Annotated in this window: 25 protein-coding genes; 18 read left to right on the top strand and 7 right to left on the bottom strand. The window is 69.5% G+C overall.

The window, feature by feature from the left end:
- Positions 1-392: 392 nt before the first annotated feature.
- A complete protein-coding gene (locus tag ABZ406_RS05395) occupies positions 393-1,856 on the bottom strand; it encodes an SDR family oxidoreductase (protein ID WP_357756100.1) in 1,464 nt (487 codons plus the stop codon).
- Between the two features lie 35 nt (positions 1,857-1,891).
- Between ABZ406_RS05395 and glyA the strand changes: the two genes are divergently transcribed.
- The 13 genes from glyA (at position 1,892) to ABZ406_RS05330 (ending at position 12,893) form a co-directional block, all read left to right on the top strand.
- On the top strand, positions 1,892-3,181 hold the full coding sequence (gene glyA / locus ABZ406_RS05390; protein WP_357756099.1) for a serine hydroxymethyltransferase: 1,290 nt from the start codon (positions 1,892-1,894) through the stop codon (positions 3,179-3,181).
- Positions 3,174-3,599 carry a hypothetical protein gene (locus tag ABZ406_RS05385; protein WP_357756098.1) on the top strand — a complete coding sequence of 142 codons (426 nt, stop codon included), beginning with the start codon at positions 3,174-3,176 and terminating at the stop codon, positions 3,597-3,599. The genes glyA and ABZ406_RS05385 overlap by 8 nt, the downstream gene beginning before the upstream one ends.
- A 182-nt stretch (positions 3,600-3,781) precedes the next feature.
- A complete protein-coding gene (locus tag ABZ406_RS05380) occupies positions 3,782-4,018 on the top strand; it encodes a hypothetical protein (RefSeq protein WP_357756097.1) in 237 nt (78 codons plus the stop codon).
- A gap of 11 nt (positions 4,019-4,029) precedes the next feature.
- Positions 4,030-4,827 (top strand): F0F1 ATP synthase subunit A, encoded by a 798-nt coding sequence (gene atpB, locus ABZ406_RS05375; protein ID WP_357756096.1) that lies wholly within the window; start codon positions 4,030-4,032, stop codon positions 4,825-4,827.
- A gap of 65 nt (positions 4,828-4,892) precedes the next feature.
- Positions 4,893-5,126: an ATP synthase F0 subunit C gene (locus ABZ406_RS05370; protein ID WP_357756095.1), complete on the top strand. Its 234-nt coding sequence runs from the start codon at positions 4,893-4,895 to the stop codon at positions 5,124-5,126.
- A gap of 33 nt (positions 5,127-5,159) precedes the next feature.
- Positions 5,160-5,699, top strand: a complete 540-nt coding sequence (locus ABZ406_RS05365) for a F0F1 ATP synthase subunit B (protein ID WP_357756316.1) — start codon at positions 5,160-5,162, stop codon at positions 5,697-5,699.
- Complete coding sequence (locus ABZ406_RS05360) at positions 5,699-6,520, top strand: F0F1 ATP synthase subunit delta (RefSeq protein ID WP_357756094.1); 822 nt, start codon at positions 5,699-5,701, stop codon at positions 6,518-6,520. The genes ABZ406_RS05365 and ABZ406_RS05360 overlap by 1 nt, the downstream gene beginning before the upstream one ends.
- A gap of 142 nt (positions 6,521-6,662) precedes the next feature.
- Complete coding sequence (gene atpA / locus ABZ406_RS05355) at positions 6,663-8,315, top strand: F0F1 ATP synthase subunit alpha (protein WP_357756093.1); 1,653 nt, start codon at positions 6,663-6,665, stop codon at positions 8,313-8,315.
- A 4-nt stretch (positions 8,316-8,319) separates the two neighbouring features.
- Entirely contained in the window at positions 8,320-9,249 is a 930-nt protein-coding gene (locus ABZ406_RS05350) for a F0F1 ATP synthase subunit gamma (protein WP_357756092.1), read from the top strand.
- Positions 9,249-10,685: a F0F1 ATP synthase subunit beta gene (gene atpD / locus ABZ406_RS05345; RefSeq protein ID WP_357756091.1), complete on the top strand. Its 1,437-nt coding sequence runs from the start codon at positions 9,249-9,251 to the stop codon at positions 10,683-10,685. The genes ABZ406_RS05350 and atpD overlap by 1 nt, the downstream gene beginning before the upstream one ends.
- Positions 10,686-10,913: 228 nt before the next feature.
- A complete protein-coding gene (locus ABZ406_RS05340; RefSeq protein ID WP_357756314.1) occupies positions 10,914-12,056 on the top strand; it encodes an LCP family protein in 1,143 nt (380 codons plus the stop codon).
- An 87-nt stretch (positions 12,057-12,143) separates the two neighbouring features.
- Complete coding sequence (locus tag ABZ406_RS05335) at positions 12,144-12,425, top strand: F0F1 ATP synthase subunit epsilon (protein ID WP_030333186.1); 282 nt, start codon at positions 12,144-12,146, stop codon at positions 12,423-12,425.
- Between the two features lie 12 nt (positions 12,426-12,437).
- Positions 12,438-12,893, top strand: coding sequence for a DUF2550 domain-containing protein (locus tag ABZ406_RS05330; RefSeq protein ID WP_357756090.1), 456 nt, complete (start codon positions 12,438-12,440; stop codon positions 12,891-12,893).
- Positions 12,894-13,270: 377 nt separating this feature from the next.
- On the opposite strand, the gene ABZ406_RS05325 is transcribed toward ABZ406_RS05330, so the two are convergent.
- Complete coding sequence (locus ABZ406_RS05325) at positions 13,271-13,843, bottom strand: cob(I)yrinic acid a,c-diamide adenosyltransferase (RefSeq protein WP_357756089.1); 573 nt, start codon at positions 13,841-13,843, stop codon at positions 13,271-13,273.
- On the opposite strand from ABZ406_RS05325, the gene murA reads away from it, so the two are divergent.
- The gene (gene murA / locus ABZ406_RS05320; RefSeq protein ID WP_357756088.1) at positions 13,842-15,284 is read left to right on the top strand and encodes a UDP-N-acetylglucosamine 1-carboxyvinyltransferase; all 1,443 of its coding nucleotides are present in this window, start codon (positions 13,842-13,844) and stop codon (positions 15,282-15,284) included. The two genes, ABZ406_RS05325 and murA, sit on opposite strands and share 2 nt — an antisense overlap.
- 98 nt (positions 15,285-15,382) lie before the next feature.
- Positions 15,383-16,231 (top strand): 3-hydroxyacyl-CoA dehydrogenase family protein, encoded by an 849-nt coding sequence (locus tag ABZ406_RS05315; RefSeq protein WP_357756087.1) that lies wholly within the window; start codon positions 15,383-15,385, stop codon positions 16,229-16,231.
- A gap of 44 nt (positions 16,232-16,275) precedes the next feature.
- On the opposite strand, the gene ABZ406_RS05310 is transcribed toward ABZ406_RS05315, so the two are convergent.
- The gene (locus ABZ406_RS05310) at positions 16,276-17,121 is read right to left on the bottom strand and encodes an ABC transporter permease (protein WP_357756086.1); all 846 of its coding nucleotides are present in this window, start codon (positions 17,119-17,121) and stop codon (positions 16,276-16,278) included.
- A complete protein-coding gene (locus ABZ406_RS05305; RefSeq protein WP_357756085.1) occupies positions 17,118-17,969 on the bottom strand; it encodes an ABC transporter ATP-binding protein in 852 nt (283 codons plus the stop codon). Before ABZ406_RS05305 ends, ABZ406_RS05310 begins: the two co-directional genes overlap by 4 nt.
- A gap of 151 nt (positions 17,970-18,120) precedes the next feature.
- Between ABZ406_RS05305 and ABZ406_RS05300 the strand changes: the two genes are divergently transcribed.
- Positions 18,121-20,127, top strand: coding sequence for a protein meaA (locus ABZ406_RS05300; protein WP_357756084.1), 2,007 nt, complete (start codon positions 18,121-18,123; stop codon positions 20,125-20,127).
- Between the two features lie 73 nt (positions 20,128-20,200).
- Here ABZ406_RS05300 and ABZ406_RS05295 read toward each other — a convergent pair whose 3' ends face one another.
- Positions 20,201-20,497, bottom strand: a complete 297-nt coding sequence (locus ABZ406_RS05295; protein WP_357756083.1) for a DUF1540 domain-containing protein — start codon at positions 20,495-20,497, stop codon at positions 20,201-20,203.
- An 83-nt stretch (positions 20,498-20,580) separates the two neighbouring features.
- Entirely contained in the window at positions 20,581-21,198 is a 618-nt protein-coding gene (locus ABZ406_RS05290) for a DUF4126 domain-containing protein (protein WP_357756082.1), read from the bottom strand.
- A 71-nt stretch (positions 21,199-21,269) separates the two neighbouring features.
- On the opposite strand from ABZ406_RS05290, the gene nucS reads away from it, so the two are divergent.
- On the top strand, positions 21,270-21,929 hold the full coding sequence (gene nucS, locus ABZ406_RS05285) for an endonuclease NucS (RefSeq protein WP_357756081.1): 660 nt from the start codon (positions 21,270-21,272) through the stop codon (positions 21,927-21,929).
- A gap of 9 nt (positions 21,930-21,938) precedes the next feature.
- Here nucS and ABZ406_RS05280 read toward each other — a convergent pair whose 3' ends face one another.
- Positions 21,939-23,435 (bottom strand): aldehyde dehydrogenase family protein, encoded by a 1,497-nt coding sequence (locus ABZ406_RS05280; RefSeq protein WP_357756080.1) that lies wholly within the window; start codon positions 23,433-23,435, stop codon positions 21,939-21,941.
- 257 nt (positions 23,436-23,692) lie between these two features.
- On the opposite strand from ABZ406_RS05280, the gene ABZ406_RS05275 reads away from it, so the two are divergent.
- Entirely contained in the window at positions 23,693-24,109 is a 417-nt protein-coding gene (locus ABZ406_RS05275) for an FHA domain-containing protein (RefSeq protein WP_357756079.1), read from the top strand.
- Positions 24,110-24,174 lie beyond the last annotated feature (65 nt).

Below are 24,174 nucleotides of genomic sequence, written 5' to 3'. Positions count from 1 at the left end.
GCACAAAAACCCCTTATGCCGGGCACCACAACTCCATGATCGACGGGCCGGGCCGGGCCGGTCAGCTCAGGTCAGCTCAGGTCAGCTCAGGTCAGGCCGGGTGAGGCAGGTCAGGTCAGAGCCAGGCCAGGCGGGGTAGGCCAGGTCAGGCGGGCGGGGGCAGGGCCGGGCGGGGCAGGGGCGGGCAGGGCGAGTTAGGGCAGGCGCGGCGCGGCGAGGCGGGCGGGTAAGGGCGGGGCGGCAGGGCCGGGCAGGGCCGGGCCGGGCGGCAGGGCAGGGCCGGGCCGGGCGGCAGGGCCGGGCGGGGCAGGGGCGGGCAGGGCGAGTTAGGGCAGGCACGGCGGGGCGGGCGGGTTAGGACAGGGCGGCGGGGCGGGGCGGGGCGGGGCAGGTCAGCGGGTTTGTTCGGCGTTGCGGGCTATGTTGCGGGCCATGCCGCCGAAGACCACTGCGTGGAACGGGGCCACCGACCCCCAGTAGGCGTGCCCGGCCAGGCCGCGGGGCAGGAAGACGGCGCGCTGTTGGTAGCGGCTGCGGCCGCTGTCGGCAGGTACGACCCGCATCTCGAGCCAGGCCCGGCCGGGTAGGCGCATCTCGGCGCGCAGTCGCAGCAGTTCCCCGGGGACGATTTCCTCGACCCGCCAGAAGTCCAGCGCCTCACCGACCTGGAGGCGGTGCGGGTCGCGTCGCCCTCGTCGTAGGCCGACGCCGCCGACCAGCCGGTCCAGCCAGCCGCGGACCGACCAGGCCAGCGGGAACGAGTACCAGCCGTGTTCGCCGCCGACGCCTTCGACGACGCGCCAGAGTGCCGCGGGTGGTGCGTCCACGACTGTTTCGCGGACGTCGGTGTAGACGCTGCCGCCGGACCAGTCGGGGTCGGTGGGCAGTGGCTCGGCGGGTGCGTCCGGGCCGCTGGCGGTGGACCAGCGGGTTTCCACCTGGGCGTCGCGGACCTTGGCCAGTGCCAGCGCCACGGCCTCGTCGAAGCCGGTCAGTCCGCCGGGTGGGTCCGGGACGTACTGGGCGATGTCGTGTTCGTGGGCGACCGCCTCGTGGATCAGGCTTTCCACGAGCGGTCGGGCGATCTTGTTCGGTACCGGGGTGATCAGCCCGACCCAGTGCGAGGAGAGCGAGGGGGTGAGCGGGCGGACCGGCACGATGATCCGCTGTCGTAGCCCGGCCACCCGGGCGTAGCGCTGCATCATCTCGCGGAACGTCAGTACGTCGGGTCCGCCGACGTCGAAGCCCCGGTTGACAGCGGCCGGCAGGTGGGCGCAGCCGCTGAGGTAGTGCAGCACGTCGCGAACCGCTATCGGTTGGATCCGGTTGCGGACCCAGCGGGGCGTGATCATGGCGGGCAGTCGTTCGGTCAGGTAACGCAGCATCTCGAACGACGCCGAACCGGACCCGATGATCACGGCGGCGCGGAGGACCGCGGTGGGTACCCCGCTGTCCAGCAGGATCCGACCCACCTCGGCGCGGGACCGCAGGTGCGGGGAGGGCACCTCGGCGTCGGACGCCGGCTCCGGGCCGCCCAGGTAGACGATTCGCCGTACGCCGGCCGCTGTCGCCGCCGCGGCGAAGTTGGTGGCGGCCTGCCGGTCGACCGCCTCGAAGTCGGCTCGGCCCAGCGAGTGCACCAGGAAGTACGCGACGTCCACGTCGGCGAACGCGGCGGCGAGCGTCTCCGGCCGGCTCAGGTCTCCCTCGACGATCTCGGCCGCCGAGGCCCAGGGCACGTCACGCAGCCGCACCGCCTTGCGGGCGAGGCAGCGCACTGTGTTTCCGTCGGCGAGCAGCAGCGGCGTCAGCCGCCCGCCGATGTAGCCGGTCGCTCCGGTGACGAGGCATCTCACAGGTCCCAGTCTGCGGCCCCCTAGACTCGTTCGCTGTGGAGACCGAGACGAGCACCTTCTGGGGGCCGGATTTCGCGCAGCTCAGGGCCACTGATCCGGAGATCGCCGGGGTGGTCCTCGGCGAGTTGGACCGGTTGCGTGGCGGCCTGCAACTCATCGCCAGCGAGAACCTGACCTCGCCGGCGGTGCTGGCGGCGCTCGGTTCGACGCTCACCAACAAGTACGCCGAGGGTTATCCGGGCCGGCGCTACTACGGCGGCTGCGCCGAGGTGGACCGGGCCGAGGAGATCGGCATCGCCCGTGCCAAGGAGCTCTTCGGGGCCGAACACGCGAACCTCCAGCCGCACTCCGGGGCGAGCGCCAACCTGGCCGCGTACGCCGCGTTGGTGCAGCCGGGGGACACGGTGCTGGCCATGGATCTGCCGCACGGCGGCCACCTCACCCACGGCAGCCGGGTGAACTTCTCCGGCACGTGGTTCCACCCGGTCGGCTACCCGGTCCGGCCGGACACCGAGCAGATCGACTACGACGAGGTACGCGACCTGGCCCGGGCGCACCGGCCCAGGCTGATCATCTGCGGGGCGACCGCGTACCCCAGGCTCATCGACTTCGCGCGGTTCCGGGAGATCGCCGACGAGGTCGGCGCGTACCTGATGGTGGACGCGGCGCACTTCATCGGCCTGGTCGCCGGTCGGGCGATCCCGTCCCCGGTGCCGTATGCCGACGTCGTCTGCGCCACCACCCACAAGGTGCTGCGCGGCCCGCGCGGCGGCATGATCCTCTGCCGTGAGTCGCTGGCCCAGCGGATCGACAAGGCGGTCTTTCCGTTCACGCAGGGCGGCCCGCTGATGCACGCTGTAGCGGCCAAGGCGGTCGCGCTGCGCGAGGCGGCCCAGCCGGAGTTCCAGACGTACGCCCGGCAGGTGGTCGGCAACGCCCAAGCGCTCGCCGCCGGGCTCACCGACGAGGGCATGCGCCCGGTGTCCGGTGGCACCGACACCCACCTGGCACTGATCGACCTGCGGGAGCTGGGGGTGACGGGCGCCGAGGCCGAGCGTCGTTGCGACGCCGCGTCGATCACCCTGAACAAGAACGCGATTCCGTACGACCCGCAGCCGCCGATGGTGGCCTCCGGCATCCGGGTGGGCACCCCGAGCGTCACCACGCAGGGAATGCGCGAGGGGGAGCTGCGTCAGGTGGCTTCTCTGATCGCCCGCGCGGTGCGCACCGATCCCGGGGCCGTGGGCGGGGCCGACGAGCTGACCCGGATCGGCGCCGAGGTGTCCGAGCTGGTGGCGGCGTTCCCGGCGTACCCCCGTGGCTGAGCCCGGTGTGGTCGAGCCGGCCACCGACCGGCGGTGGCGGCTGCGGCACCTCCCGGTGTTGCTGGTCGCGTCGGCGGCGTTGGCCGCTGTCGCCGCCGTGCTGGGCGGGTTGACCGGCGGCCTGACGGGCGCGCTCGGCGCGGCGGCCGGCGTGGGCGTCACGGTGCTCAGCTACACCCTCACCACAGTGGTGCTGGCCCGGGCCGATCAGGTCAACCCGCAGTTGCTGTTGCCGCTCGGCGTGGGCCTGTACGTGCTGAAGTTCAGCCTTCTGGGTGCGGTACTGGTGGCTGTGGCATCGTCCGGTTGGGCCGGTTTGATCCCGCTCTGCCTCGGCATCGTCGCCGGGGTGGCAGTGTGGACGGCGGTGCACATCTGGTGGCTGACCACGGTGCACGCTCGTCGGGCGCACGACTGACCCGGCGGGTCGTCCCATCTTTCGGACGCGCGGCAATGTGTCGGCCTCCGGTCATTTTCCGACGGGCGGAAGGGGAGTAGCGTGCCCACAGACGACGGCGCCCACGAGAAGCCCACACAACGATGGTTGTGCGGGGGGTGAGGCACAGCCTCGTCTTCCCGGCTGATATCGTTCGCCCCGTCATGGCTGATGACCAAACCCCCCGTCCGGCCGGCGCACCAGACGACTATCCGTCCGGCGCCGGTCAGGGCTGGACCGCACTCAGCTACCTCATCGGAGGCATGCTCGTGTGGGGTTTCATCGGCTGGCTGGTCGACCAGTGGCTCGACACCGGGGGCGTCGCCACCGGCATCGGCTTCGTGCTCGGCATGGCCGGGGGAGTCATCCTGGTCATCCGCCGACTCGGCACGCCTACTTAGGAAGGGACGCGGTGTTCGGACAGGCGAACGTCCTGGCAGCGGGCCAGGCGGCATTTCCACCCAGTGTGGAGGACTTCTACCTGCCCAGCATCCTGCCCTGGGGTGCACACGACTCGTACTGGGTCACGAAGTTCACGCTGATGATCTGGATCGCCGTCGGCTTCCTGATCATCTTCTTCCTGGCGACCTATCGGAACCCGAAGCTGGTGCCGACCAAGAAGCAGTGGTTCGCCGAGTCGATCTACGGCTTCGTGCGCAACAACATCTCGGTCGACATGATCGGGCACCAGGGCGTGCGGTTCGCTCCGTACTTCACGACGCTGTTCTGCTTCGTGCTCGTGACGAACGCGTTCGCGATCATCCCGCTCTTCCAGATCTCGCCGAACTCGCACATCGCCTTCCCGGCGATCCTCGCGGTGATCAGCTACGTGCTGTTCAACTACATCGGCATCCGGCACCACGGCTTCGGCAAATACTTCAAGCACGCCCTGATCCCGCCGGCACCCTGGTACATCCTGCCGCTGCTGATCCCGATCGAGGCGTTCTCGACCTTCATCATCCGGCCGTTCTCGCTCGCCGTTCGTCTCTTCGCGAACATGTTCGCCGGCCACATGCTTCTGCTGGTCTTCACGCTCGGCGGCTTCGCGATGCTCAACGCCAACGCCTGGCTGGCACCGGTCTCGGTGGTGTCCTGGGTGATGACAGTGGCGCTGACCCTTCTCGAGGCGCTTGTCATCGTCCTGCAGGCCTACGTCTTCACGGTGTTGAGCGCCAGCTACATCCAGGGCGCGCTCGCCGAAGAGCACTGATCCACGCACCAACCGTTGTCGTCCCGCGTGAGAGTCACGCGTGATAACCAGGAGGAACCACACCAATGGACGTTAGCGTTCTCGCCGAGGTCAAGGGCAGCACCGCCGCCATCGGCTACGGCCTCGCGGCCATCGGCCCGGGCATCGGCGTCGGCCTGGTCTTCGCCGCCTACATCCAGTCGACGGCCCGTCAGCCGGAGTCGTCCCGGATGACCCTGCCGTACGTCTGGATCGGCTTCGCCGTCATCGAGGCGCTCGCGCTGTTCGGCATCGCCTTCGGCTTCATCTGGGCCAAGTAGTACCCGCCCCTTCCGACCGGGAGGTCACCCATGTTGTTCCTCCTCGCCGCCGAGGGTGGTGAGTCAGAGCACAACCCGATTCTTCCGATCGGGCAGGAGATCGTTGTCGGCACGATCGCCTTCGGCGTGCTCTGCTTCGTGCTGATGAAGTTCGTTTTCCCGCGGATGGAACAGACGTTCCAGGCTCGGGTCGACGCGATCGAGGGCGGCATCAAGCGCGCCGAGGCCGCCCAGGCCGAGGCGAACCAGCTGCTCGAGCAGTACCGTGCCCAGCTCGCTGAGGCGCGGACCGACGCCGCGAAGATCCGGGACGACGCGCGGGCCGACGCCGAGGGGATCCGGCAGGACATCCTCGCGAAGGCACGCGAGGAGTCCGACCGGGTGATCCAGGCCGGTAAGGACGCGCTCGCCGCCGAGCGGGCCACCATCGTGCGCGAGCTGCGCACGGAGGTCGGCACCATCGCGGTGGACCTGGCCAGCAAGATCGTTGGCGAGTCGCTCGCCGACGAGGCACGGCGTAAGGGCACCGTCGACAGGTTCCTGAGCGGTCTCGAGAGCACGGGGGCCCGCTGATGCAGGCCGCCAGCCGGGAGTCGTACAAGATCGCGGCCGAGCGCCTCGACGCGTACGTCCGCGGCGCGGAGCCGTCGGCGGTGGCCTCCACCGCCGACGCCGTCCTCTCCGTGGCGTCCCTGCTGCGGCGTGAGCCGCGGCTGCGCCGCGCACTCTCCGAGCCGGCCCGTTCCGGCGAGGACCGCGGTGCTCTGCTCGGCGACATGCTCGGTGGGCGGATCGGCGCCGACGCGCTCGATCTGCTCGTCACCCTGGTCTCCGGCCGTTGGTCGGCACCGTCGGAGCTGCTCGACGGCGCCGAGCGGCTGGGCGTGGAGGCGCTGCTCGCCAGCGCCGACAAGGCCGGCGAGCTGGGCGAGGTCGAGGACGAGCTGTTCCGCTTCGGTCAGGTGGTGGCCGGTCAGTCGGCGCTGAGCAACACCCTCGCCGACCCGGTCGCCCCGGTCGAGCAGCGGGCCACCCTGGCCCGCGAGCTGCTCGCCGACAAGGCTCGTCCGGTCACCGTCCGCCTCGTCGAGGTCGCCCTCGGCGGGTACGGCGGGCGCTCCTTCACCGGCGCGCTCACCCGGCTGGTGGAGCTCGCCGCCGAGCGACGCGACCGGCAGGTGGCGTACGTGACCGTCGCGGCCCCGTTGAGTGACGAGGACGAGCGCCGGCTGGGTGCGAGCCTCAGCGCGATATACGGTCGAGAGGTCTCCGTCAAGCAGACGGTGGACCCCCACGTCCTGGGTGGCGTGAGCGTGCGGGTCGGCTCCGACCTGTACGACGGCACCATCCTGCGCCGCCTCAACGAGACCCGCAACGCGCTCGCGAAGCGCTGATCGGCTTCGCCGCCCCGCGGCTGAGCGGCTCCGCCGCCCAGCTTTCGGGGTGGCTGGACCACTCAGCGCCCGGAATGACAGACGCCATTCGGACCGGTCGGTACTAGGTATCCCGGGCCCCTGAATTTTAAGGAAGCAGAGGATGGCCGAGCTGACCATCTCGACGGAAGAGATCCGCGGCGCCCTGGAGCGCTACGTCTCTTCCTACTCGTCCGACGTCTCCCGCGAGGAGGTCGGCACCGTCGCCGACACCGGCGACGGTATCGCCCACGTCGAGGGCCTGCCCTCGACCATGACCAACGAGCTCCTGGAGTTCGAGGACGGCACGCTCGGCGTGGCGTTGAACCTCGACGTCCGGGAGATCGGCGTCGTCGTTCTCGGTGACTCCGGCAAGCTGGAGGAGGGGCAGCGCGTCAAGCGCACCGAGCGGGTTCTCTCCGTTCCGGTCGGCGACGCCTTCCTCGGCCGCGTGGTCAACGCGCTCGGTGAGCCGATCGACGCGCTCGGCGACATCGCCAACGAGGGCTTCCGCGAGCTGGAGCTGCAGGCTCCGAACGTGATGGCCCGGCAGTCCGTCTTCGAGCCGCTGCAGACCGGCATCAAGGCCATCGACGCGATGACCCCGATCGGTCGGGGTCAGCGTCAGCTGATCATCGGTGACCGGAAGACAGGTAAGACCACTGTCGCCCTGGACGCCATCCTCAACCAGCGGGACAACTGGCGCACCGGCGACCCGAAGAAGCAGGTTCGCTGCATCTACGTCGCCATCGGCCAGAAGGCCTCCACGATCGCCTCCATCAAGGGGCAGCTCGAGGAGGCGGGCGCGATGGAGTTCACCACCATCGTGGCCTCCCCGGCCTCCGACCCGGCCGGCTTCAAGTACCTCGCCCCGTACACCGGCTCGTCCATCGGGCAGCACTGGATGTACGGCGGCAAGCACGTCCTGATCGTCTTCGACGACCTGAGCAAGCAGGCCGAGGCGTACCGCGCCGTGTCGCTGCTGCTGCGTCGCCCGCCGGGCCGTGAGGCGTACCCGGGTGACGTCTTCTACCTGCACTCCCGCCTGCTGGAGCGCTGCGCGAAGCTCTCCGACGAGCTGGGTGGCGGCTCGATGACCGGTCTGCCGATCATCGAGACGAAGGCCAACGACATCTCGGCCTTCATCCCGACCAACGTCATCTCGATCACCGACGGCCAGATCTTCCTGGAGACCGACCTGTTCAACCAGGGCGTTCGTCCGGCGATCAACGTCGGCACCTCGGTCTCCCGGGTCGGCGGCGCCGCGCAGGTCAAGCCGATGAAGAAGGTCGCCGGTTCGCTGCGGCTCAACCTCGCCCAGTACCGCGAGCTGGAGGCGTTCGCCGCCTTCGCCTCCGATCTGGACCGGGCCTCGCAGAACCAGCTGAACCGCGGTTCCCGCCTGGTGGAGCTGCTCAAGCAGCCGAACTACTCGCCGTTCCCGGTGCAGGAGCAGGTCGTCTCGGTCTGGGCCGGCGTCGAGGGCAAGCTGGACGACGTTCCGGTGGGCGAGGTCAAGCGCTTCGAGTCCGAGTTCCTCCAGTACCTGCGGCACAAGCACGAGGGTGTGCTGGCCGGCATCGCCGACAACCAGTGGAACGATGACATCATCGGCTCGCTGGACACCGCGATCAGCGAGTTCAAGCAGGTCTTCCTCGGCAAGGAGGACGAGCGTCGGGTCAACGACGCGCCGGCCGCACCGCTCGAGGGTGACGAGAACCGTGAGACGGTGACCCGCTTCCGCGACGGCGCGACCGACCGTCCGGCCGAGAGCTGATCCCATGGCGGCCCAGGTACGCGTTCTTCGTCAACGGATCCGCTCGGCGAAGTCGATGAAGAAGATCACCAAGGCGATGGAGCTCGTGGCGACGAGCCGGATCGCCAAGGCCCAGGCCCGGGTGCAGGCGTCCCTGCCGTACGCCCAGGCCATCACCGGTGTGCTCACGGCGCTGGCGTCCAACGCGCGGATCGACCACCCGCTGCTCACCCCTCGCGAGCGGGTGCGGCGGGCGGGCGTCCTGTTGGTCACCAGCGACCGTGGCCTGGCCGGCGGCTACAGCTCCAACGCCATCAGGATGGCGGAGTCGCTCATCGCCCGGCTCAGGGCGGACGGCAAGGAGCCGGTGCTCTACGTCATCGGGCGTAAGGGCGTCGGGTTCTATCGCTTCCGCGACCGGCCGATCGAGGCCAACTGGACCGGGTTCAGCGAGCAGCCGTCGTTCGAGGACGCGCGTACCGTCGGTGAGACGCTGATCAAGGCGTTCACGGCCGGTGCGGACGACGCGGACGGCAGCGCCGGTGCGGACGGGGTGCTCGGCGTCGACGAGTTGCACATCGTCTACACCGAGTTCCACTCGCTGATGACGCAGAGCCCGGTCACCAAGGTCATCGGTCCGATGCAGGTGGAGGACCGGCCGCGCTCCGAAGGGCTGCTGCCGGCGTACGAGTTCGAGCCGGAGGCGGAGGCGTTGCTCGACGCGCTCCTGCCGAGGTACATCAACACGCGGATCTACGCGGCGTTGATCGAGTCGGCGGCGAGTGAGTCGGCGGCACGGCGGCGGGCGATGAAGAGCGCCACCGACAACGCCGAAGACATGATCGAGAAGTACACGCGTGAGATGAACTCGGCCCGGCAGGCCGGGATCACCCAGGAGATCAGCGAGATCGTCGGCGGCGCGAACGCGCTTGCCGCGTCGGGAAGTGAAGTGTGATGACTGCACCAGTAGAGACCAAGACGGCCACGGGTCGCGTGGTCCGGGTCATCGGCCCGGTCGTCGACGCCGAGTTCCCGCGCGACGCCATGCCGGCCCTGTTCAACGCCCTCAACGTCAAGGTGAACCTGTCCGGCGGTGAGAAGACGCTGACCCTGGAGGTTGCCCAGCACCTGGGTGACAACCTGGTCCGCGCCATCTCGATGCAGCCGACCGACGGTCTGGTCCGCGGCGCCGAGGTCCGTGACCTCGGCGAGCCGATCAGTGTGCCGGTGGGCGACGCGGTCAAGGGCCACGTGTTCAACGCGATCGGCGAGGTGCTCAACCTCAAAGAGGGCGAGACGTTCGAGGCCGACGACCGGTGGGGTATCCACCGCAAGGCCCCGGCCTTCGCCGACCTGGAGCCGAAGACCGAGATGCTGGAGACCGGCATCAAGGTGATCGACCTGCTCGCCCCGTACGTCAAGGGCGGCAAGATCGGCCTGTTCGGCGGCGCGGGCGTGGGCAAGACGGTGCTCATCCAGGAGATGATCACCCGGGTTGCCCGCAACTTCGGTGGTACCTCGGTCTTCGCCGGCGTGGGTGAGCGCACCCGTGAGGGCAACGACCTCATCGCCGAGATGACCGAGTCCGGCGTCATCGACAAGACCGCTCTGGTCTACGGCCAGATGGACGAGCCGCCGGGCACCCGGCTGCGGGTGGCGCTCTCCGCGCTGACCATGGCGGAGTACTTCCGGGACGTGAAGAAGCAGGAGGTGCTGCTCTTCATCGACAACATCTTCCGCTTCACGCAGGCCGGTTCGGAGGTGTCCACGCTGCTGGGCCGCATGCCGAGCGCCGTGGGTTACCAGCCGACCCTGGCCGACGAGATGGGCGAGCTCCAGGAGCGGATCACCTCCGTCCGGGGCCAGGCCATCACCTCCATGCAGGCGATCTACGTGCCGGCGGACGACTACACCGACCCCGCCCCGGCCACCACGTTCGCCCACCTGGACGCGACCACCAACCTGGAGCGGTCGATCTCCGACAAGGGCATCTACCCGGCCGTGGACCCGCTGGCGTCCTCGTCCCGGATCCTCGCCCCGGAGTTCGTCGGCAACGAGCACTTCCAGGTGGCCACCGAGGTGAAGCGGATCCTGCAGCGCTACCGCGACCTGCAGGACATCATCGCCATCCTCGGTATCGAGGAGCTCTCCGAGGAAGACAAGATCACCGTGGCCCGGGCCCGGCGGATCGAGCGTTTCCTCTCGCAGAACACCTACGCGGCGGAGCAGTTCACCGGCGTGCCGGGCTCGACGGTCCCGATCAAGGAGACCATCGAGGCGTTCCGCAAGATCAGCGAGGGTGAGTACGATCACTTCCCCGAGCAGGCGTTCTTCATGTGCGGCGGTCTCGAAGACCTGGAGAAGAAGGCTGAGGAGCTGATGAAGGGCTGACCAGCCCTCGTCCGACCCTGTAGTGCGCAAAAAGACTGCCCCGGCAATGCCGGGGCAGTCTTTTGTTCATCTTCGCGTCTTACCATCGTCGCGGTCCGTTACTCGTTGTCGCCACTTCCGAGGCTTCCGAGCTACGGTTCGGTTCGCGCTCACCTGAACGAGCGTTGATCTTTGCAACCTTTCGACGACGTGCGCCCGTCTTCCTTGTCGTGGGCGTAACGAACGGAGCTGCTCGTGGGTAAGGCCGGCAAGAGGGGCCGCAAGCCGTCCATCTGGCGAGGCGTGCCGCGGTGGGCGAGGATCTGCACGGTGTTCGGCACCGTGCTGGCGGTGCTGAGCGGCGCGGTGCTTGTCGGCACCGAGGTGCTGATGGCCCGCTACGAGGGGTCCGTCGGCAAGGCTGACCTCTTCGGTGACCAGGCGGCGGGTGCCCAGGCGAAGAAGAGCGACATCAAGGGTCCGCTCAACATCCTGCTCGTCGGTATCGACCCGCGTACGCCGACCGCAGCGCCCCTCGCTGACTCGATCATGGTGCTGCACGTGCCGGCTTCAATGGACCGGGCCTACCTGTTCTCCCTGCCCCGTGATCTCTACGTGCAGATCCCGGCGTTCAAGAAGGCCAACTTCTCAGGCGAGACCACCAAGATCAACGCTGCCATGTCCTTCGGCAGCCAGGTGCCGGGGGCCAACCCCGACGCAGCCCGGGGCTTCGAGCTGCTCGCGACCACTGTGCAGAAGGTGACAGGCATCAAGCGCTTCGACGCTGGCGCGATCATCAACTTCACCGGCTTCCAGAAGATCGTCGACGCCATGGGTGGTGTCGACATGTACATCGAGCGCGACGTGAAGTCCGAGCACAAGCAGCCGGACGGCAAGCCGCGGCCGGGCAACACCCGTGGTGAGGGCTACGTCGGCCCGCAGGCGCTCTACAAGAAGGGCAACCGGCACCTGAGTGGGTGGCAGGCGTTGGACTACGTCCGGCAGCGCTACCCGAAGAATGGTGTCCCGGATTCCGACTACGGCCGGCAGCGCCACCAGCAGCAGTTCGTCAAGGCCATGGTCGGCCAGGCGTTCAGCGCCGACGTGGTGTCCAACCCGATCAAGCTGGACAAGGTGCTCCGCGCCGCCGGCCAGTCACTGATCTTCAACGGTCGGGGCAGCAGCGTCGTCGACTTCGGGCTCGCCCTGAAGGACATCCGACCGAACACGATCGAGATGATCAAGCTCCCCGGCGGGGGAGTGTTCGACGGTAAGAAGTATCTGGGCGAGCAGTTCCAGGAGGGGGTCCCGGACTTCTTCACCGCCCTGCACAACGAGCAACTCGACCCGTTCCTGCTCGAGCACCCGGAATTCGTGAACAAGACCAAGTAGCCGGGGCGCGTTGTCCCCACCCGCGTTGGGCGGGCCATGTCGTCAGGCTAGACTTTCGGCAATCCGTAGCCGCAGCAAGGAGACAGCGTGGCACAGCAGCTTCACGTCGAGCTCGTCGCCGTCGAGGAGAAGGTCTGGTCCGGTGACGCCGAGATGGTCGTCGCCCGGACGACCGAAGGCGAGCTCGGTGTCCTGCCGGGGCACGCGCCGCTGCTCGGCCAACTCGCCGAGCCCGGTCAGGTCCGCATCAAGCTCGCCGGCGGCGAGCAGGTCGCCTACGAGGTGGCCGGCGGCTTCCTCTCGGTGAGCGCCGACGGTGTCACAGTGCTTGCCGAGAGCGCGACCCCGGTCTCCGCGCAGAGCCGCTGAGCCACACCGGGGATGGAGATCGTCGAAGGATTCGGAATCGGCGTCGTCGTCATCCTCTGTGCGCTTCTGATCCTCTTCGGCCGGCGAGCTCTGGTCACCCGCAGCGGTGGCATCATCCGGCTCAGCGTCCGGGTCACCACGATGCTCGACGGCCGCGGCTGGTCGCCCGGCTTCGGCCGGTTCGCCGGTGACGAGCTGCGCTGGTACCGGATGTTCAGCTTCGCGATCCGGCCCAAGCGGGTGCTCTCCCGCAAGGGGTTGGCAGTGGAGCGCCGCCGGTTGCCCGAAGGTCAGGAACGGTTCTCCATGCCGGCCGACTGGGTGATTCTCCGCTGTACCAGTAACCACGCACCGGTGGAGATCGCCATGGCGCGATCCACAGTTACCGGTTTTCTCTCCTGGCTCGAGGCCGCCCCTCCGGGGGCGGTCTCGCCGCGTATGGCCTCCCAGGACTGGCCGGCTGCCTGATCTGCTCTTCTGTGGTTGCTCTTCTGGGTTTCCGGGGGAGCCCCGCCCGGCTCCGGGCGGTCAGGCTTGATCCCTGCGCCGGGCGGGCTCCCCCGGAAACCCCTCGTTGCCACTGTGCGTCGGTCCGGCGCGGTTTTTCATCACCTGCCGTTACCGGTTTTGTCGAGTCGCGCCTTCTCGGGGGTCGGGGCTGGTTGATCGACTCGGGCTTCCTGATGTCGGGGTGTTGTGGTGGCTGGCATGCCGCGACATCAAGGAACCGGAGTTGACCAAGGCGCTGCTTAGCCTGACTCGCCCGAGTGGATCAAGGCTTGGCGACGCGTGGCGGCGGGCAGAGTGGGAACCCACCCCTCGACGGTGGTGCGGAGCGCCGACGGTCAGCGCTTGCCGCCCGGCACCCATAGCACATCTCCTGCCGGATTTGCCGTTCTTGACAGGATAAAGAGCAGATCGGAGAGCCTGTTGAGATACTTTGCCGGGAGCGTGCTGGTTCGTTCCGGATCGTGGCCGACCAGCGCCCACGCTGCCCGTTCGGCACGCCGGGCGACGGTCCGCGCCACGTGCAGCAGCGCCGCGCCTGCGGTGCCGCCGGGGAGGATGAAGGAGTCGAGCTTGCTCAGGCGTGCGTTGTGCTCGTCGCACCAGCCCTCCAGTCGCTCGACGTACTCCTCGGTGACCCGCAGTGGCGGGTACTTCGGCTCCGGCTCGACCGGGGTGGACAGGTCGGCGCCGACGTCGAACAGGTCGTTCTGCACCGACGCCAGCACGCCGCGAAGCTCGTCGTCGAGGTTGCCCAAGGCGATCGCCACGCCGATCGCCGCGTTGCACTCGTCGACATCCGCGTACGCGGCGATCCGTGGATCGGTCTTCGGCACCTGCTCGTTGTTGCTCAGCCTGGTCATGCCGGCGTCGCCGGCTTTGGTGTAGATGCGCGTGAGGTGGACGGCCATGACGCACAGCCTACGGATTCCCGACCTGACGATCCCGGCGCGGCCGGACAGCACCCCCGGCTGGCCGGTGGTGGTGGGTCCTGGCGACGCCGGCGATCCGGCGGTGAACGATGTCGACGTCATCCGGGTGCACGGTGACGCTCGGCTGGCCGGCACCGTGCATGTGGTCGGTGCCAAGAACTCGGCGTTGAAGCTGATGGCCGCCGCGCTGCTCGCACCGGGCCGCAGCGTGATCACCAACGTTCCCCGGATCACCGACATCGCGATCATGGGGGAGGTGCTGCGTCGGCTGGGCTGCGACGTCCAGTTCGAGGCGGATGATCCGGTCGACCCGATGGTCGCCCGCGGTGGTGTGGCCCGGTCCCGATCGGTGACGATCGACGTACCGGAGCAGCCGGGCGCGGAGGCCGACTACGACCTGGTCCGACGGTTGCGCGCGTCGATCTGTGTGCTCGGCCCGCTGCTGGCTCGTCGGGGGTACGTGCGGGTGGCCCATCCCGGCGGCGACGCGATCGGGTCGCGGGGGTTGGACATGCACATCTCCGGGCTGACCCGAATGGGCGCGGAGATCTCCGGTGAGCACGGGTTCGTGATCGCCTCCGCCCCGCACGGGCTGCGGGGCGCGGACATCGTGCTGGATTTCCCGAGCGTCGGCGCGACGGAGAACCTGGTGATGGCGGCGGTGTTGGCCCAGGGCACCACGATGATCGACAACGCGGCCCGGGAGCCGGAGATCGTCGACATCTGCACGATGCTCAACCGGATGGGCGCGCGCATCGTCGGCGCGGGCACGTCCACGTTGCGGATCACCGGTGTGCCCGGTCTGCGTCCGGTGCGCCATGCCACGGTGGGGGACCGGATCGTCGCCGGCACCTGGGCGTTCGGGGCCGCGATGACCCGGGGCGACGTGACGGTGACCGGCCTGGACCCGGCCTATCTGGAGGTCGCGCTGGACAAGGTCGTCGCGGCCGGCGGCCTGGTCGAGACGCGGGGAGACGGCTTCCGGGTACGGATGGACGAGCGACCCCGGGCGGTGGACGTGGTGACGCTGCCGTACCCCGGCTTCGCCACCGACCTGCTGCCGATGGCGATCGGGCTGGCGGCCGTCAGCGACGGTGCCTCCCTGATCACCGAGAACATCTTCGACGGCCGGTTCATGTTCGCCAACGAGATGATGCGGCTCGGCGCGGACATCAAGACCGATGGGCACCACGCGGTGGTACGGGGGCGGGGACGGCTCTCCGGTGCCCCGGTGCGGGCCACCGACATCCGGGCCGGAGCCGGGTTGATCATCGCCGGGCTCTGCGCGGAGGGGGTCACCGAGGTCTCCCACGTCCACCACGTCGACAGGGGCTATCCGGACTTCGTGGCCGACCTGCGAGCCCTCGGGGTGAATGTCGAGCGGGGCACCACGCCGGAGGAGCCGGCACTGGAGATCTGAGGCCGGCCCCGCGACGCGGCCCTACCACCACTTAGCCATCGTTCAGGCTCGCCGACTAGGGTGCAGACAGGCACTCAAGAGCAGCGAGGGAGAAGCAGATGGCGGGTCGACTCGCGGTCGTCGGGGCCGGATTGATGGGTTCCGGCATCGCCCAGGTGGCGGCGCAGGCGGGCTGGCAGGTGACGCTGCGCGACCTGGACGACGCGGCCACCACCCGAGGGCTCGGCGGCATTCGGAAGTCACTGGAGAAGTTCGCCGAGAAGGGCAGGATCGAGGCGTCCGAGGTCGAGGCGACGCTGGCCCGGATCACGCCCACCACCGACCTGGAGGCGGCGGCGGACGCGGACATCGTGGTCGAGGCGGTCTTCGAGCGGCTGGAGATCAAGCACGAGGTCTTCCGCGCCCTGGACAAGATCTGCAAGTCGGACGCGGTCCTCGCCACGAACACCTCGGCCATTCCGGTCACCCAGATCGCCGCGGTGACCGAGCGGCCCGAATCGGTAGTCGGCACCCACTTCTTCTCCCCGGTGCCGATGATGCAGCTCTGTGAGCTGGTGCGCGGCTACAAGACCAGCGACGCCGCGCTGGACACCGCGCGGGCCTTCGCCGAGGAGATCGGCAAGACGGTGGTCGTGGTCAACCGGGACATCGCCGGCTTCGTCACGACCCGGCTGATCTCCGCCCTGGTGATGGAGGCGGTCAAGCTCGTCGAGGCCGGGGTGGTCTCCGCCGAGGACCTGGACACCGCCTGCCGGCTGGGCTTCGGGCACGCGATGGGCCCGCTGGCCACCACCGACCTGACCGGCGTGGACGTGCTGCTGCATGCCTCGAAGAACATCTACACCGACACCGCCGACGAGAAGTTCTTCCCGCCGGAGCTGCTCCAGCGGATGGTCACCGCCGGCGACCTGGGCCGCAAGACCGGCAAGGGTTTCTACACGTACTGAGTGGGTGACGACCGGGGCGAGGGCTACCCGCCCCGGTCGACCGCTCAGCCGTCGCGCTCGTTGGTCCAGCGGAAGGTGGTCAGGCAGAGCGCCAGGCCGATCACGCACCACAGGGCGAGGACCAGCGCCACCCGGCCCAGCTCGAACGAGCCGCCCGGCTCCTGCGCCCCGAACGTCTCCGGCAGGAACACCGCCCGCAGGCCCTGGCACATCCACTTGAGCGGGAACAACGCGGCGACCTGCTGCATCCAGGTGGGCAGTTCGGTGAAGACGAAGAACACGCCGGAGATGAACTGGAGCACCAGGGCGACCGGGGTGACCACCGCAGAGCCGCTGCGGGCGGTGCGGGCCAGCGACGAGATGGCGATGCCGCACAGGGTGCAGGCGGTCACGCCGAGCACGGAGACCCATCCGAAGGTGAGCCACTTCGCCGCGGTGCCGGGCAGGTTCAGGTCGAACAGCGCCACCGCGACGGCCAGCAGCAGCGCGGTCTCGGCGATGCCGATGGCGATCACCATGATCACCTTGCCGGCGAACCAGACCCACTTCGGCATCGGCGTGCCCCGGTAGCGCTTGAGCACACCCCGGTCCCGCTCGACCGGGATCCAGATGCCCAGGTTCTGGAAGCTCACCGTCATCAGGCCGGTCGCGATCATGCCGGTGATGAAGTACTGAGTGAACTTGACCCCGCCCCCGATCGTCCCGCCGAAGATCGACGCGAAGATCAGGATCATGATGATGGGAAAGCCCATCGTGAAGACCACCGATTCCTTGCTGCGCAGGAACTGGGTGATCTCCAGCCGGCCCTGCCGCAGGGCGAGCGCGCCAGCACCCGGCCGCCGGCCGCGGGCCGCGGTGACCGGCGTCGCCGGCTTCGTCGTGGTCGTCATCGCGCATGTCCGATCATGGTGAGGTAGACGTCCTCCAGGGTCGGCCGGGTCACGGTGAGCCCGGGGACCTCGCCGCCGTGACGCGCGGCGAGGTCGGCCACGAATGCCGTCGGCGTCGCGCTCTGCGCGCTTTCCAGCGCCCCTTCCGGGGTACGCCAGGAGACCGTCGCCAGGGCCTCCTGTCGATTGCCCAACCGGTTGGGAGCGGCCACCTCGACCAGTCGACCGCCGGCGATCACGCCGACCCGGTCGGCGAGTGTCTCGGCCTCGTCCAGATAGTGGGTGGTGAGCAGGATGGTGGTCCCGGCGGCGGCGAGGTCACGGATCAGCTCCCAGAACTCGCGGCGGGCCTCCGGGTCGAAACCTGTCGTCGGCTCGTCGAGGAAGAGCAGCTCGGGTCGGCCGATGATGCCCAGCGCCACGTCCAGCCGGCGCTTCTGCCCGCCGGAGAGGGTGTGCGTCCGGGCCTTCGCCTTCGCGGCCAGCCCTACTCGCTCGATCACCTTGTCGGGGTCGTCCGCGTCGGGATAGAAGCCGGAGAAGTGCCGGACCACCTCGGCCACTGTCAGCTCGTCGAACTCGCCGGTGCCCTGAAGGACGATGCCCACCCGGGACCGCCAGTCGGCGTCAGGGTTCGCCGGGTCGACGCCGAGCACGCTCACCTCGCCCGCGTCGCGCCGCCGGTAGCCCTCCAGGATCTCCACCGTGGTGGTCTTGCCGGCGCCGTTCGGGCCGAGCAACGCGAACACCTCACCGCGGTGGACGTCCAGGTCCACACCCGCCACCGCCACGTTGTCGCCGTACGCCTTGCGCAGCCCTCGGACGGAGATGGCCAGCTCGTCATCCATGCCGTCAAGTGTGCGTCCTGGCGGCAACCAGCGGGTGCCCGGGGTGTGGCGGTGCGCGCCACAGCGGGTGCTTGGCACCCGGACGTCCCCGACATGGACCTGTGTGGTTTTCCACAGCCGCTTCTACTGAACGGTAACTTAGACTTCGGCCATGGATGAGACGGCATTCCCGGGGCGGCTGCCCGAGCGGGACCGCCCGTGGGTGATGCGCACCTACGCCGGCCACTCGTCGGCCGCGGCGACGAACGCCCTCTTCCGCCGCAACCTGGCGAAGGGGCAGACCGGCCTCTCGGTCGCCTTCGACCTGCCCACCCAGACCGGGTACGACCCGGACCACGAACTCGCCTCCGGTGAGGTCGGACGGGTCGGCGTGCCGGTGGCCCACCTCGGCGACATGCGGGCGCTCTTCGACGGTCTCCCGCTCGCCGACACGAACACCTCGATGACCATCAACGCCCCGGCGATGTGGCTGCTCGCCCTGTACGAAACCGTCGGGTCGGAGCAGGGCGCCGACCTGACCCGCTGCGCAGGCACCACCCAGAACGACATCATCAAGGAGTACCTGTCCCGGGGCACCTACATCTTTCCGCCGGCGGCGTCGCTGCGGCTGACCGCCGACGTGGTGGCGTACACGCTGCGCGAGATGCCCCGGTGGAACCCGGTGAACATCTGCTCGTACCACCTCCAGGAGGCCGGCGCCACGCCCGTGCAGGAGGTCGGGTTCGCACTCGCCACCGCGGTCGCCGTGCTCGACGCGGTTCGCGACGCAGGTCAGGTGCCGGCCGAGCGGATGGGCGACGTGGTCCAACGGATCTCGTTCTTCGTCAACGCCGGGGTGCGCTTCGTCGAGGAGATCGCCAAGATGCGCGCGTTCGGCGTGCTCTGGGACGAGATCACCCGTGACCGGTACAGGGTCACCGACGCGAGGCAACGACGGTTCCGCTACGGCGTGCAGGTCAACTCCCTCGGCCTCACCGAGGCGCAGCCGGAGAACAACATCCAGCGCATCGTGCTGGAGATGCTCGGCGTGACGATGTCCCGCGACGCGCGGGCCCGCGCGGTCCAGTTGCCGGCCTGGAACGAGGCGCTCGGCCTGCCCCGCCCGTGGGATCAGCAGTGGTCGCTGCGGATGCAGCAGGTGCTGGCGTACGAGTCGGACCTGCTCGAATATCCCGACCTCTTCGCCGGCTCGCACGTGATGACAGCGCTCGTCGACGAGGTCGTCGCCGGGGCCCGAGTCGAGCTGAACACGGTGCTGGAGTTGGGCGGCGTCGTCGCCGCCGTGGAGACCGGCTATCTCAAGAGCGCGCTCGTCGCGTCGCTCGCCGAACGCCGCCGCCGCATCGAGTCCGGTGCCGACGTGGTGGTCGGCGTCAACAGGTACACCGAGACCGAGTCCTCACCGCTGACCGCCGCCGGTGCCGGTGCTGTCGAACAGGTCGATCCGGCGGTCGAGGAAGCCGCCGTGGACGGCGTACGCCGGTGGCGGGCCGACCGGGACGCGGCAGTCGTCGACGCGGCGCTGGCCCGGCTCCGCGCGGACGCCGCGACCACCACGAACCTGATGCCGGCCACGGTCGAGTGTGTACGGGCCGGGGTGACCACCGGCGAGTGGGCCGGCGCGTTGCGCCAGGTCTTCGGCGAGTACCGGGCGCCGACCGGCCTGGCCGGCGCCACCGGTGGCGGCGGTGAGCCGGGCCTGGCGGCGGTCCGCGAGCGGGTCACCGCCACGGCGCGCGAACTGGGCAGCGGTCGGCTGCGGCTGCTGGTCGGCAAGCCCGGCCTGGACGGGCACTCGAACGGCGCGGAGCAGATCGCGGTACGCGCCCGAGACGCCGGCTTCGAGGTCGTTTATCAGGGCATCAGGTTGACCGCTGGGCAGATCGTCGCCGCCGCTGTGGAGGAGGACGTCGACCTGGTCGGGCTCTCCGTGCTCTCCGGGTCGCACCTGGCCGCCGTGCCCGCGGTGCTCGACGGGTTGCGCGCCGCCGGCCGGCCGGACCTGCCGGTGGTGGTGGGGGGAATCATCCCGACCGGGGACGCGGAGACCCTCCTGGCAGCCGGGGTCGCCCGGGTCTTCACCCCGAAGGACTTCGCCCTCACCGGCATCATCGACGACCTGGTGACCGTCATCCGTCACGCCAACGACCTGCCCTGACGCGAACGCCGACCCACCCCGGCCGCCAGCCGGTGCGGGCCGGCGGCCGGTACCTGTCAGCGACCGGAGTGGTTCAGCGGCCGGTGTAGGTCATGCAGTCGGCCATGTCGTTGTCCGGGCCGACCCTGATCGACGCGGCGTGGCACTCCAACTGTTCGTTGTGCCGGCAGTCGGCGCGCTGGCAGGCGCCCACCTGCGCGATGAGGCTCTCCACACCGCCACGGACGGGTGACTCGACGAAGGTGTGGCAGTGGGCGTGATCCATGCTGCCGATCGTGATCGCGAACGCGTGACAGTCACCCGACTGGTTGTACGCGCACGCGGCGACCACACATTCCTGGACTCGGGGCATCTCCAACGCTGCGGTCATGCCGACCTCCTCTAGGCTCCTGCCCCGATCGTAGGCTTCTGTCTGCCGGCGGAACCCCGGTATCGCGGGCCGCCGATCCGGCATCAGACGCGGAAGCCGGCGGCGCGGGCAGCCTCTCGTTCGCGGCGTCGCTCGGACCGTCGCCGGACGAACCAGAAGATGAAGATCACCAAGCCGACCAGGAAGACGAGCACCAGCACCGGCAGAATGATCGCCACCAGGGAGACCACCACGCTCGTGGCGTCCTCGGCGGTGCTGGCGACCGGGGCGCCGAACCCGGCGGTGGTCGCGTTGATCACCGGACGTGCCGCGGACTTGAGCAGGTGCACGCCCAACGCCAGCAGTACGCCGGTGACGACGGGCACCCACTGGTGGGACGAGAAGAAGCTCCCCGGGTCGCTCACCGTCACCGTCTCCGACGAGGAGCCGGCACCGAAGGCCAGACCGCCGGCGGTGGGGCGGACCACGGTCTGCACCACGTCGTTGATGTGGTCGACCACCGGCACCTTGTCGGCCACCATCTCGACGACGAGAAGCGCGGCCATGATGGCGATGACCCAGCCGTTGCCGAGCCAGGTCCAGCCGCTGGGCAGGTCGATCAGGTCGGTGTAACGGCCGAGGAGACCGAGGATGAGAAGGGGGATGTAGGCGTTCAGCCCCGCCGAGGCGGCGAGACCGGTGCCAGTGAGGACTTCGAACACGAACTCAGCATCGCATCGACGCGCCAGTGCCGCTCGCTGGCGACCGGTGGGTGCTCGGCTACCCTCGTCGGGTGCGGTTGGTCATTGCGAAGTGCTCGGTGGACTATGTCGGACGGCTCTCGGCTCACCTGCCGCCGGCCACCCGGTTGCTGATGGTGAAGGCGGACGGGTCGGTGTCCATTCATGCCGACGACCGGGCGTACAAGCCGTTGAACTGGATGAGCCCGCCGTGTCGGCTGGAGGAGGCCCCCGGGGTGTGGCGGGTCGTCAACAAGGCTGGCGAGGAGCTGCGGATCACCCTGGAGGAGATCTTCCAGGACACCTCGTACGAGCTGGGTGTGGATCCGGGCCTGCGCAAGGACGGGGTGGAGGCGCACCTGCAGGAGCTGCTGGCCGCCAACCCGGGTGTCCTCGGTGACGGGTTCACCCTGGTCCGCCGCGAGTACATGACGGCGATCGGCCCGGTCGACCTGCTGTGCCGGGATGCCAACTCGGGTTCGGTCGCCGTCGAGATCAAGCGGCGGGGTGACATCGACGGCGTGGAGCAGTTGACCCGCTATCTCGAGTTGATGAACCGTGACCCGCTGCTCAGCCCGGTCGTCGGCGTCTTCGCCGCCCAGGAGATCAAGCCGCAGGCCCGGGTGCTCGCCACCGACCGGGGCATCCGGTGCGTGGTCGTCGACTACGACAGGCTGCGTGGCATCGTGAAGGACGAGCTGACCCTCTTCTGACCGATTGACTCACCTTCCGTACATCGCCTTGATCGCCTTGACGAGCCGGGTCACGTCGGTGGGCGTGCGGTCGAAGGTCATCGACGGCAGCAGCGACCGGGCGCGACGTCGGGTGATGGCCTTGGACCGGCCGAACTCGCGCAGGCCGTCCTCCCCGTGGATCCGGCCGAAACCGGAGTCGCCGACACCGCCGAACGGCAGGGTGGACATGCCGGCGAAGGTCAACGTGGAGTTGATCGACGCCATCCCGGAGCGCAACCGTCGGGCGATGGCCACCGCGCGACGCCGGCCGAACACCGAACCCCCGAGGCCGTACGACAGGGCGTTGGCGCGGGCGACGGCCTCGTCGGCGTCGCGGACCCGGCTGATGGTCAGCGTGGGGCCGAAGGTCTCCTCGCGGACCGCTGCGGAATCCTCCGGTACGTCGACAAGCACCGTGGGGTGGACGTACGGCGGCTGTACGGCGCTCGGGCCGCCGAGCACGGCGCGCCCGCCGGACGCGATCGCGGCGTCGATGTGCCGCCGGATCACGTCGATCTGCGTGGGCATGGTGATCGGGCCGAGGTCGCTGCCCTCCGGCCCGACCGTCAGCCGACCGGCGCGGGCCACCACCTTGTCGACGAAGGCGTCGAAGACGCTGTCGACGGCGTACACCCGCTCGATGCCGATGCAGGTCTGGCCCGCGTTGGTCATGCCGCCCCAGACACACGCCTCGGCAGCCGCGTCCAGGTCGGCGTCGCTGTCGACGATCATGGCGTCCTTGCCGCCGCCCTCGATGAGCACCGGGGTCAGCGTCTCGGCGCAGGCGGCCATGACCTTCCGGGCGGTGGCTGTCGAGCCGGTGAAGGCCAGCTTGTCGACGCCGGAGCGGCACAGCGCCGCGCCCACGTCGCCCAGCCCGTGCACGGCGGTGAAGACCGGTTGCTCGGGCACCACCTCGGCGAAGCTGTCCACCAGCCACTGGCCGACGGCGGGGGTGTACTCGCTCGGCTTGAGCACCACCGCGTTCCCGGCGGCGAGGGCGTACGCGGCGGAGCCGATCGGTGTGAAGACCGGGTAGTTCCACGGCCCGATCACGCCTACCACCCCGTACGGCTGGTATTCGAGGTGCGCGGAGAACTCGGCGAGGATGAGGCGCGACCGCACCCGGCGTGCACCGAGCACGCGACCGGCGTTACGCGCGGCCCAGTCGATGTGCTCGATCGCGGTGACGATCTCGACGATGGCGTCGGCGACCGGTTTCCCGCCCTCGACGTGCACCACCTCGGCCAACTGCTCGATCCGCTTGGCGAGCAGGGCACGCCAGCGCAGCAACCGCTCGCGGCGGCCGGTGAAGCCGAGACCGGCCCACCATTCGCCGGCGGCGCGGGCGCGGTTGACGGCTTCCCGCACGTCAGCGTCGGTGGCGACCGGGAGTCGACCGGCCTCGGCGCCGGTCGCGGGGCTGGTGGAGACCAACTGGCCCGCGTCGATGACCGGAACGCCCGGGATATGCACTGCCGTCATGGCGGAAGTCTAGACCTGAGGATTACTCACCGGTAGGGTCCCCGATTCGGGACCGGGGGAACGGCGTCGCACCAACCCGACCGATCGTTGATCAGTGCAGGTCAGGGTGTGTGTGAGGGCTGCGGCCCGCCCGAATCGTCGAACGGCAGGTGGCCGGGAGGTGACGAGAGGCTGACCGGCCGGTCGGTATTGACGACTACCGTCTGATGGCAAGCTGACGCGCGGAGTGACGGTGTGGGGTGGAGGGCTGACTGTCCATGGAGGAACATCCGGAACTGATGCCGCTGTTGACGGTCGCGGGTGGGCCGATGCGCGGAGCGAGCTTTCGCATGCGATTCGACGTCCAGGTGATCGGCCGCGCGCCGACCGGTCAGGTCGTCATCAACGACCCGCACCTGAGCCGTCGCCACGCCGAGGTGTGGCTGGCACCGGAGGGCCCGTCCCTGCGGGACCTGGGCTCCACGAACGGCACCTGGCTCAACGACCGCCGGATCACCGACGTGGAACGACTCTCCGACGGTGACGTGATCCGGCTGGGCCGTACCGAACTGCGCCTGTTCGACCCCGGGGTGGCGCTCACCGACCCGGTGGGGCTCAGCTTCGGCCCGTCCCGGCGTGACGTCCGACCCACGTTGCCGCTACCGCTGGCCGCGCCACCGGGCACGCGTCGCTGATCGCCTGGCGGTCCGCCACACCGGGCAGCGACCTGGGGTGGCGGTCCGACACCTGGACCGGCGGC

It is taken from the genome of Micromonospora sp. NPDC005710 (genome assembly GCF_040630995.1).
GTDB lineage: Bacteria > Actinomycetota > Actinomycetes > Mycobacteriales > Micromonosporaceae > Micromonospora.
The sequence above is the reverse complement of the archived record's forward strand: the minus strand, read 5'-3'. Positions and strand labels throughout refer to the sequence as shown.

Bases quoted from the DNA above. Each gene is read 5' to 3' on its own strand.
- ABZ406_RS05380 (WP_357756097.1), top strand. From the start codon at position 3,782: ATGGCTGATGACCAAACCCCCCGTCCGGCCGGCGCACCAGACGACTAT.
- murA (WP_357756088.1), top strand. From the start codon at position 13,842: ATGACGCACAGCCTACGGATTCCCGACCTGACGATCCCGGCGCGGCCG.
- ABZ406_RS05305 (WP_357756085.1), bottom strand. From the start codon at position 17,969: ATGGATGACGAGCTGGCCATCTCCGTCCGAGGGCTGCGCAAGGCGTAC.
- ABZ406_RS05370 (WP_357756095.1), top strand. From the start codon at position 4,893: ATGGACGTTAGCGTTCTCGCCGAGGTCAAGGGCAGCACCGCCGCCATC.
- ABZ406_RS05280 (WP_357756080.1), bottom strand. From the start codon at position 23,435: ATGACGGCAGTGCATATCCCGGGCGTTCCGGTCATCGACGCGGGCCAG.
- ABZ406_RS05325 (WP_357756089.1), bottom strand. From the start codon at position 13,843: ATGGCCGTCCACCTCACGCGCATCTACACCAAAGCCGGCGACGCCGGC.
- atpD (WP_357756091.1), top strand. From the start codon at position 9,249: ATGACTGCACCAGTAGAGACCAAGACGGCCACGGGTCGCGTGGTCCGG.
- ABZ406_RS05300 (WP_357756084.1), top strand. From the start codon at position 18,121: ATGGATGAGACGGCATTCCCGGGGCGGCTGCCCGAGCGGGACCGCCCG.
- ABZ406_RS05315 (WP_357756087.1), top strand. From the start codon at position 15,383: ATGGCGGGTCGACTCGCGGTCGTCGGGGCCGGATTGATGGGTTCCGGC.
- ABZ406_RS05330 (WP_357756090.1), top strand. From the start codon at position 12,438: ATGGAGATCGTCGAAGGATTCGGAATCGGCGTCGTCGTCATCCTCTGT.
- atpA (WP_357756093.1), top strand. From the start codon at position 6,663: ATGGCCGAGCTGACCATCTCGACGGAAGAGATCCGCGGCGCCCTGGAG.
- ABZ406_RS05295 (WP_357756083.1), bottom strand. From the start codon at position 20,497: ATGACCGCAGCGTTGGAGATGCCCCGAGTCCAGGAATGTGTGGTCGCC.
- ABZ406_RS05275 (WP_357756079.1), top strand. From the start codon at position 23,693: ATGGAGGAACATCCGGAACTGATGCCGCTGTTGACGGTCGCGGGTGGG.
- ABZ406_RS05310 (WP_357756086.1), bottom strand. From the start codon at position 17,121: ATGACGACCACGACGAAGCCGGCGACGCCGGTCACCGCGGCCCGCGGC.
- ABZ406_RS05360 (WP_357756094.1), top strand. From the start codon at position 5,699: ATGCAGGCCGCCAGCCGGGAGTCGTACAAGATCGCGGCCGAGCGCCTC.
- ABZ406_RS05350 (WP_357756092.1), top strand. From the start codon at position 8,320: ATGGCGGCCCAGGTACGCGTTCTTCGTCAACGGATCCGCTCGGCGAAG.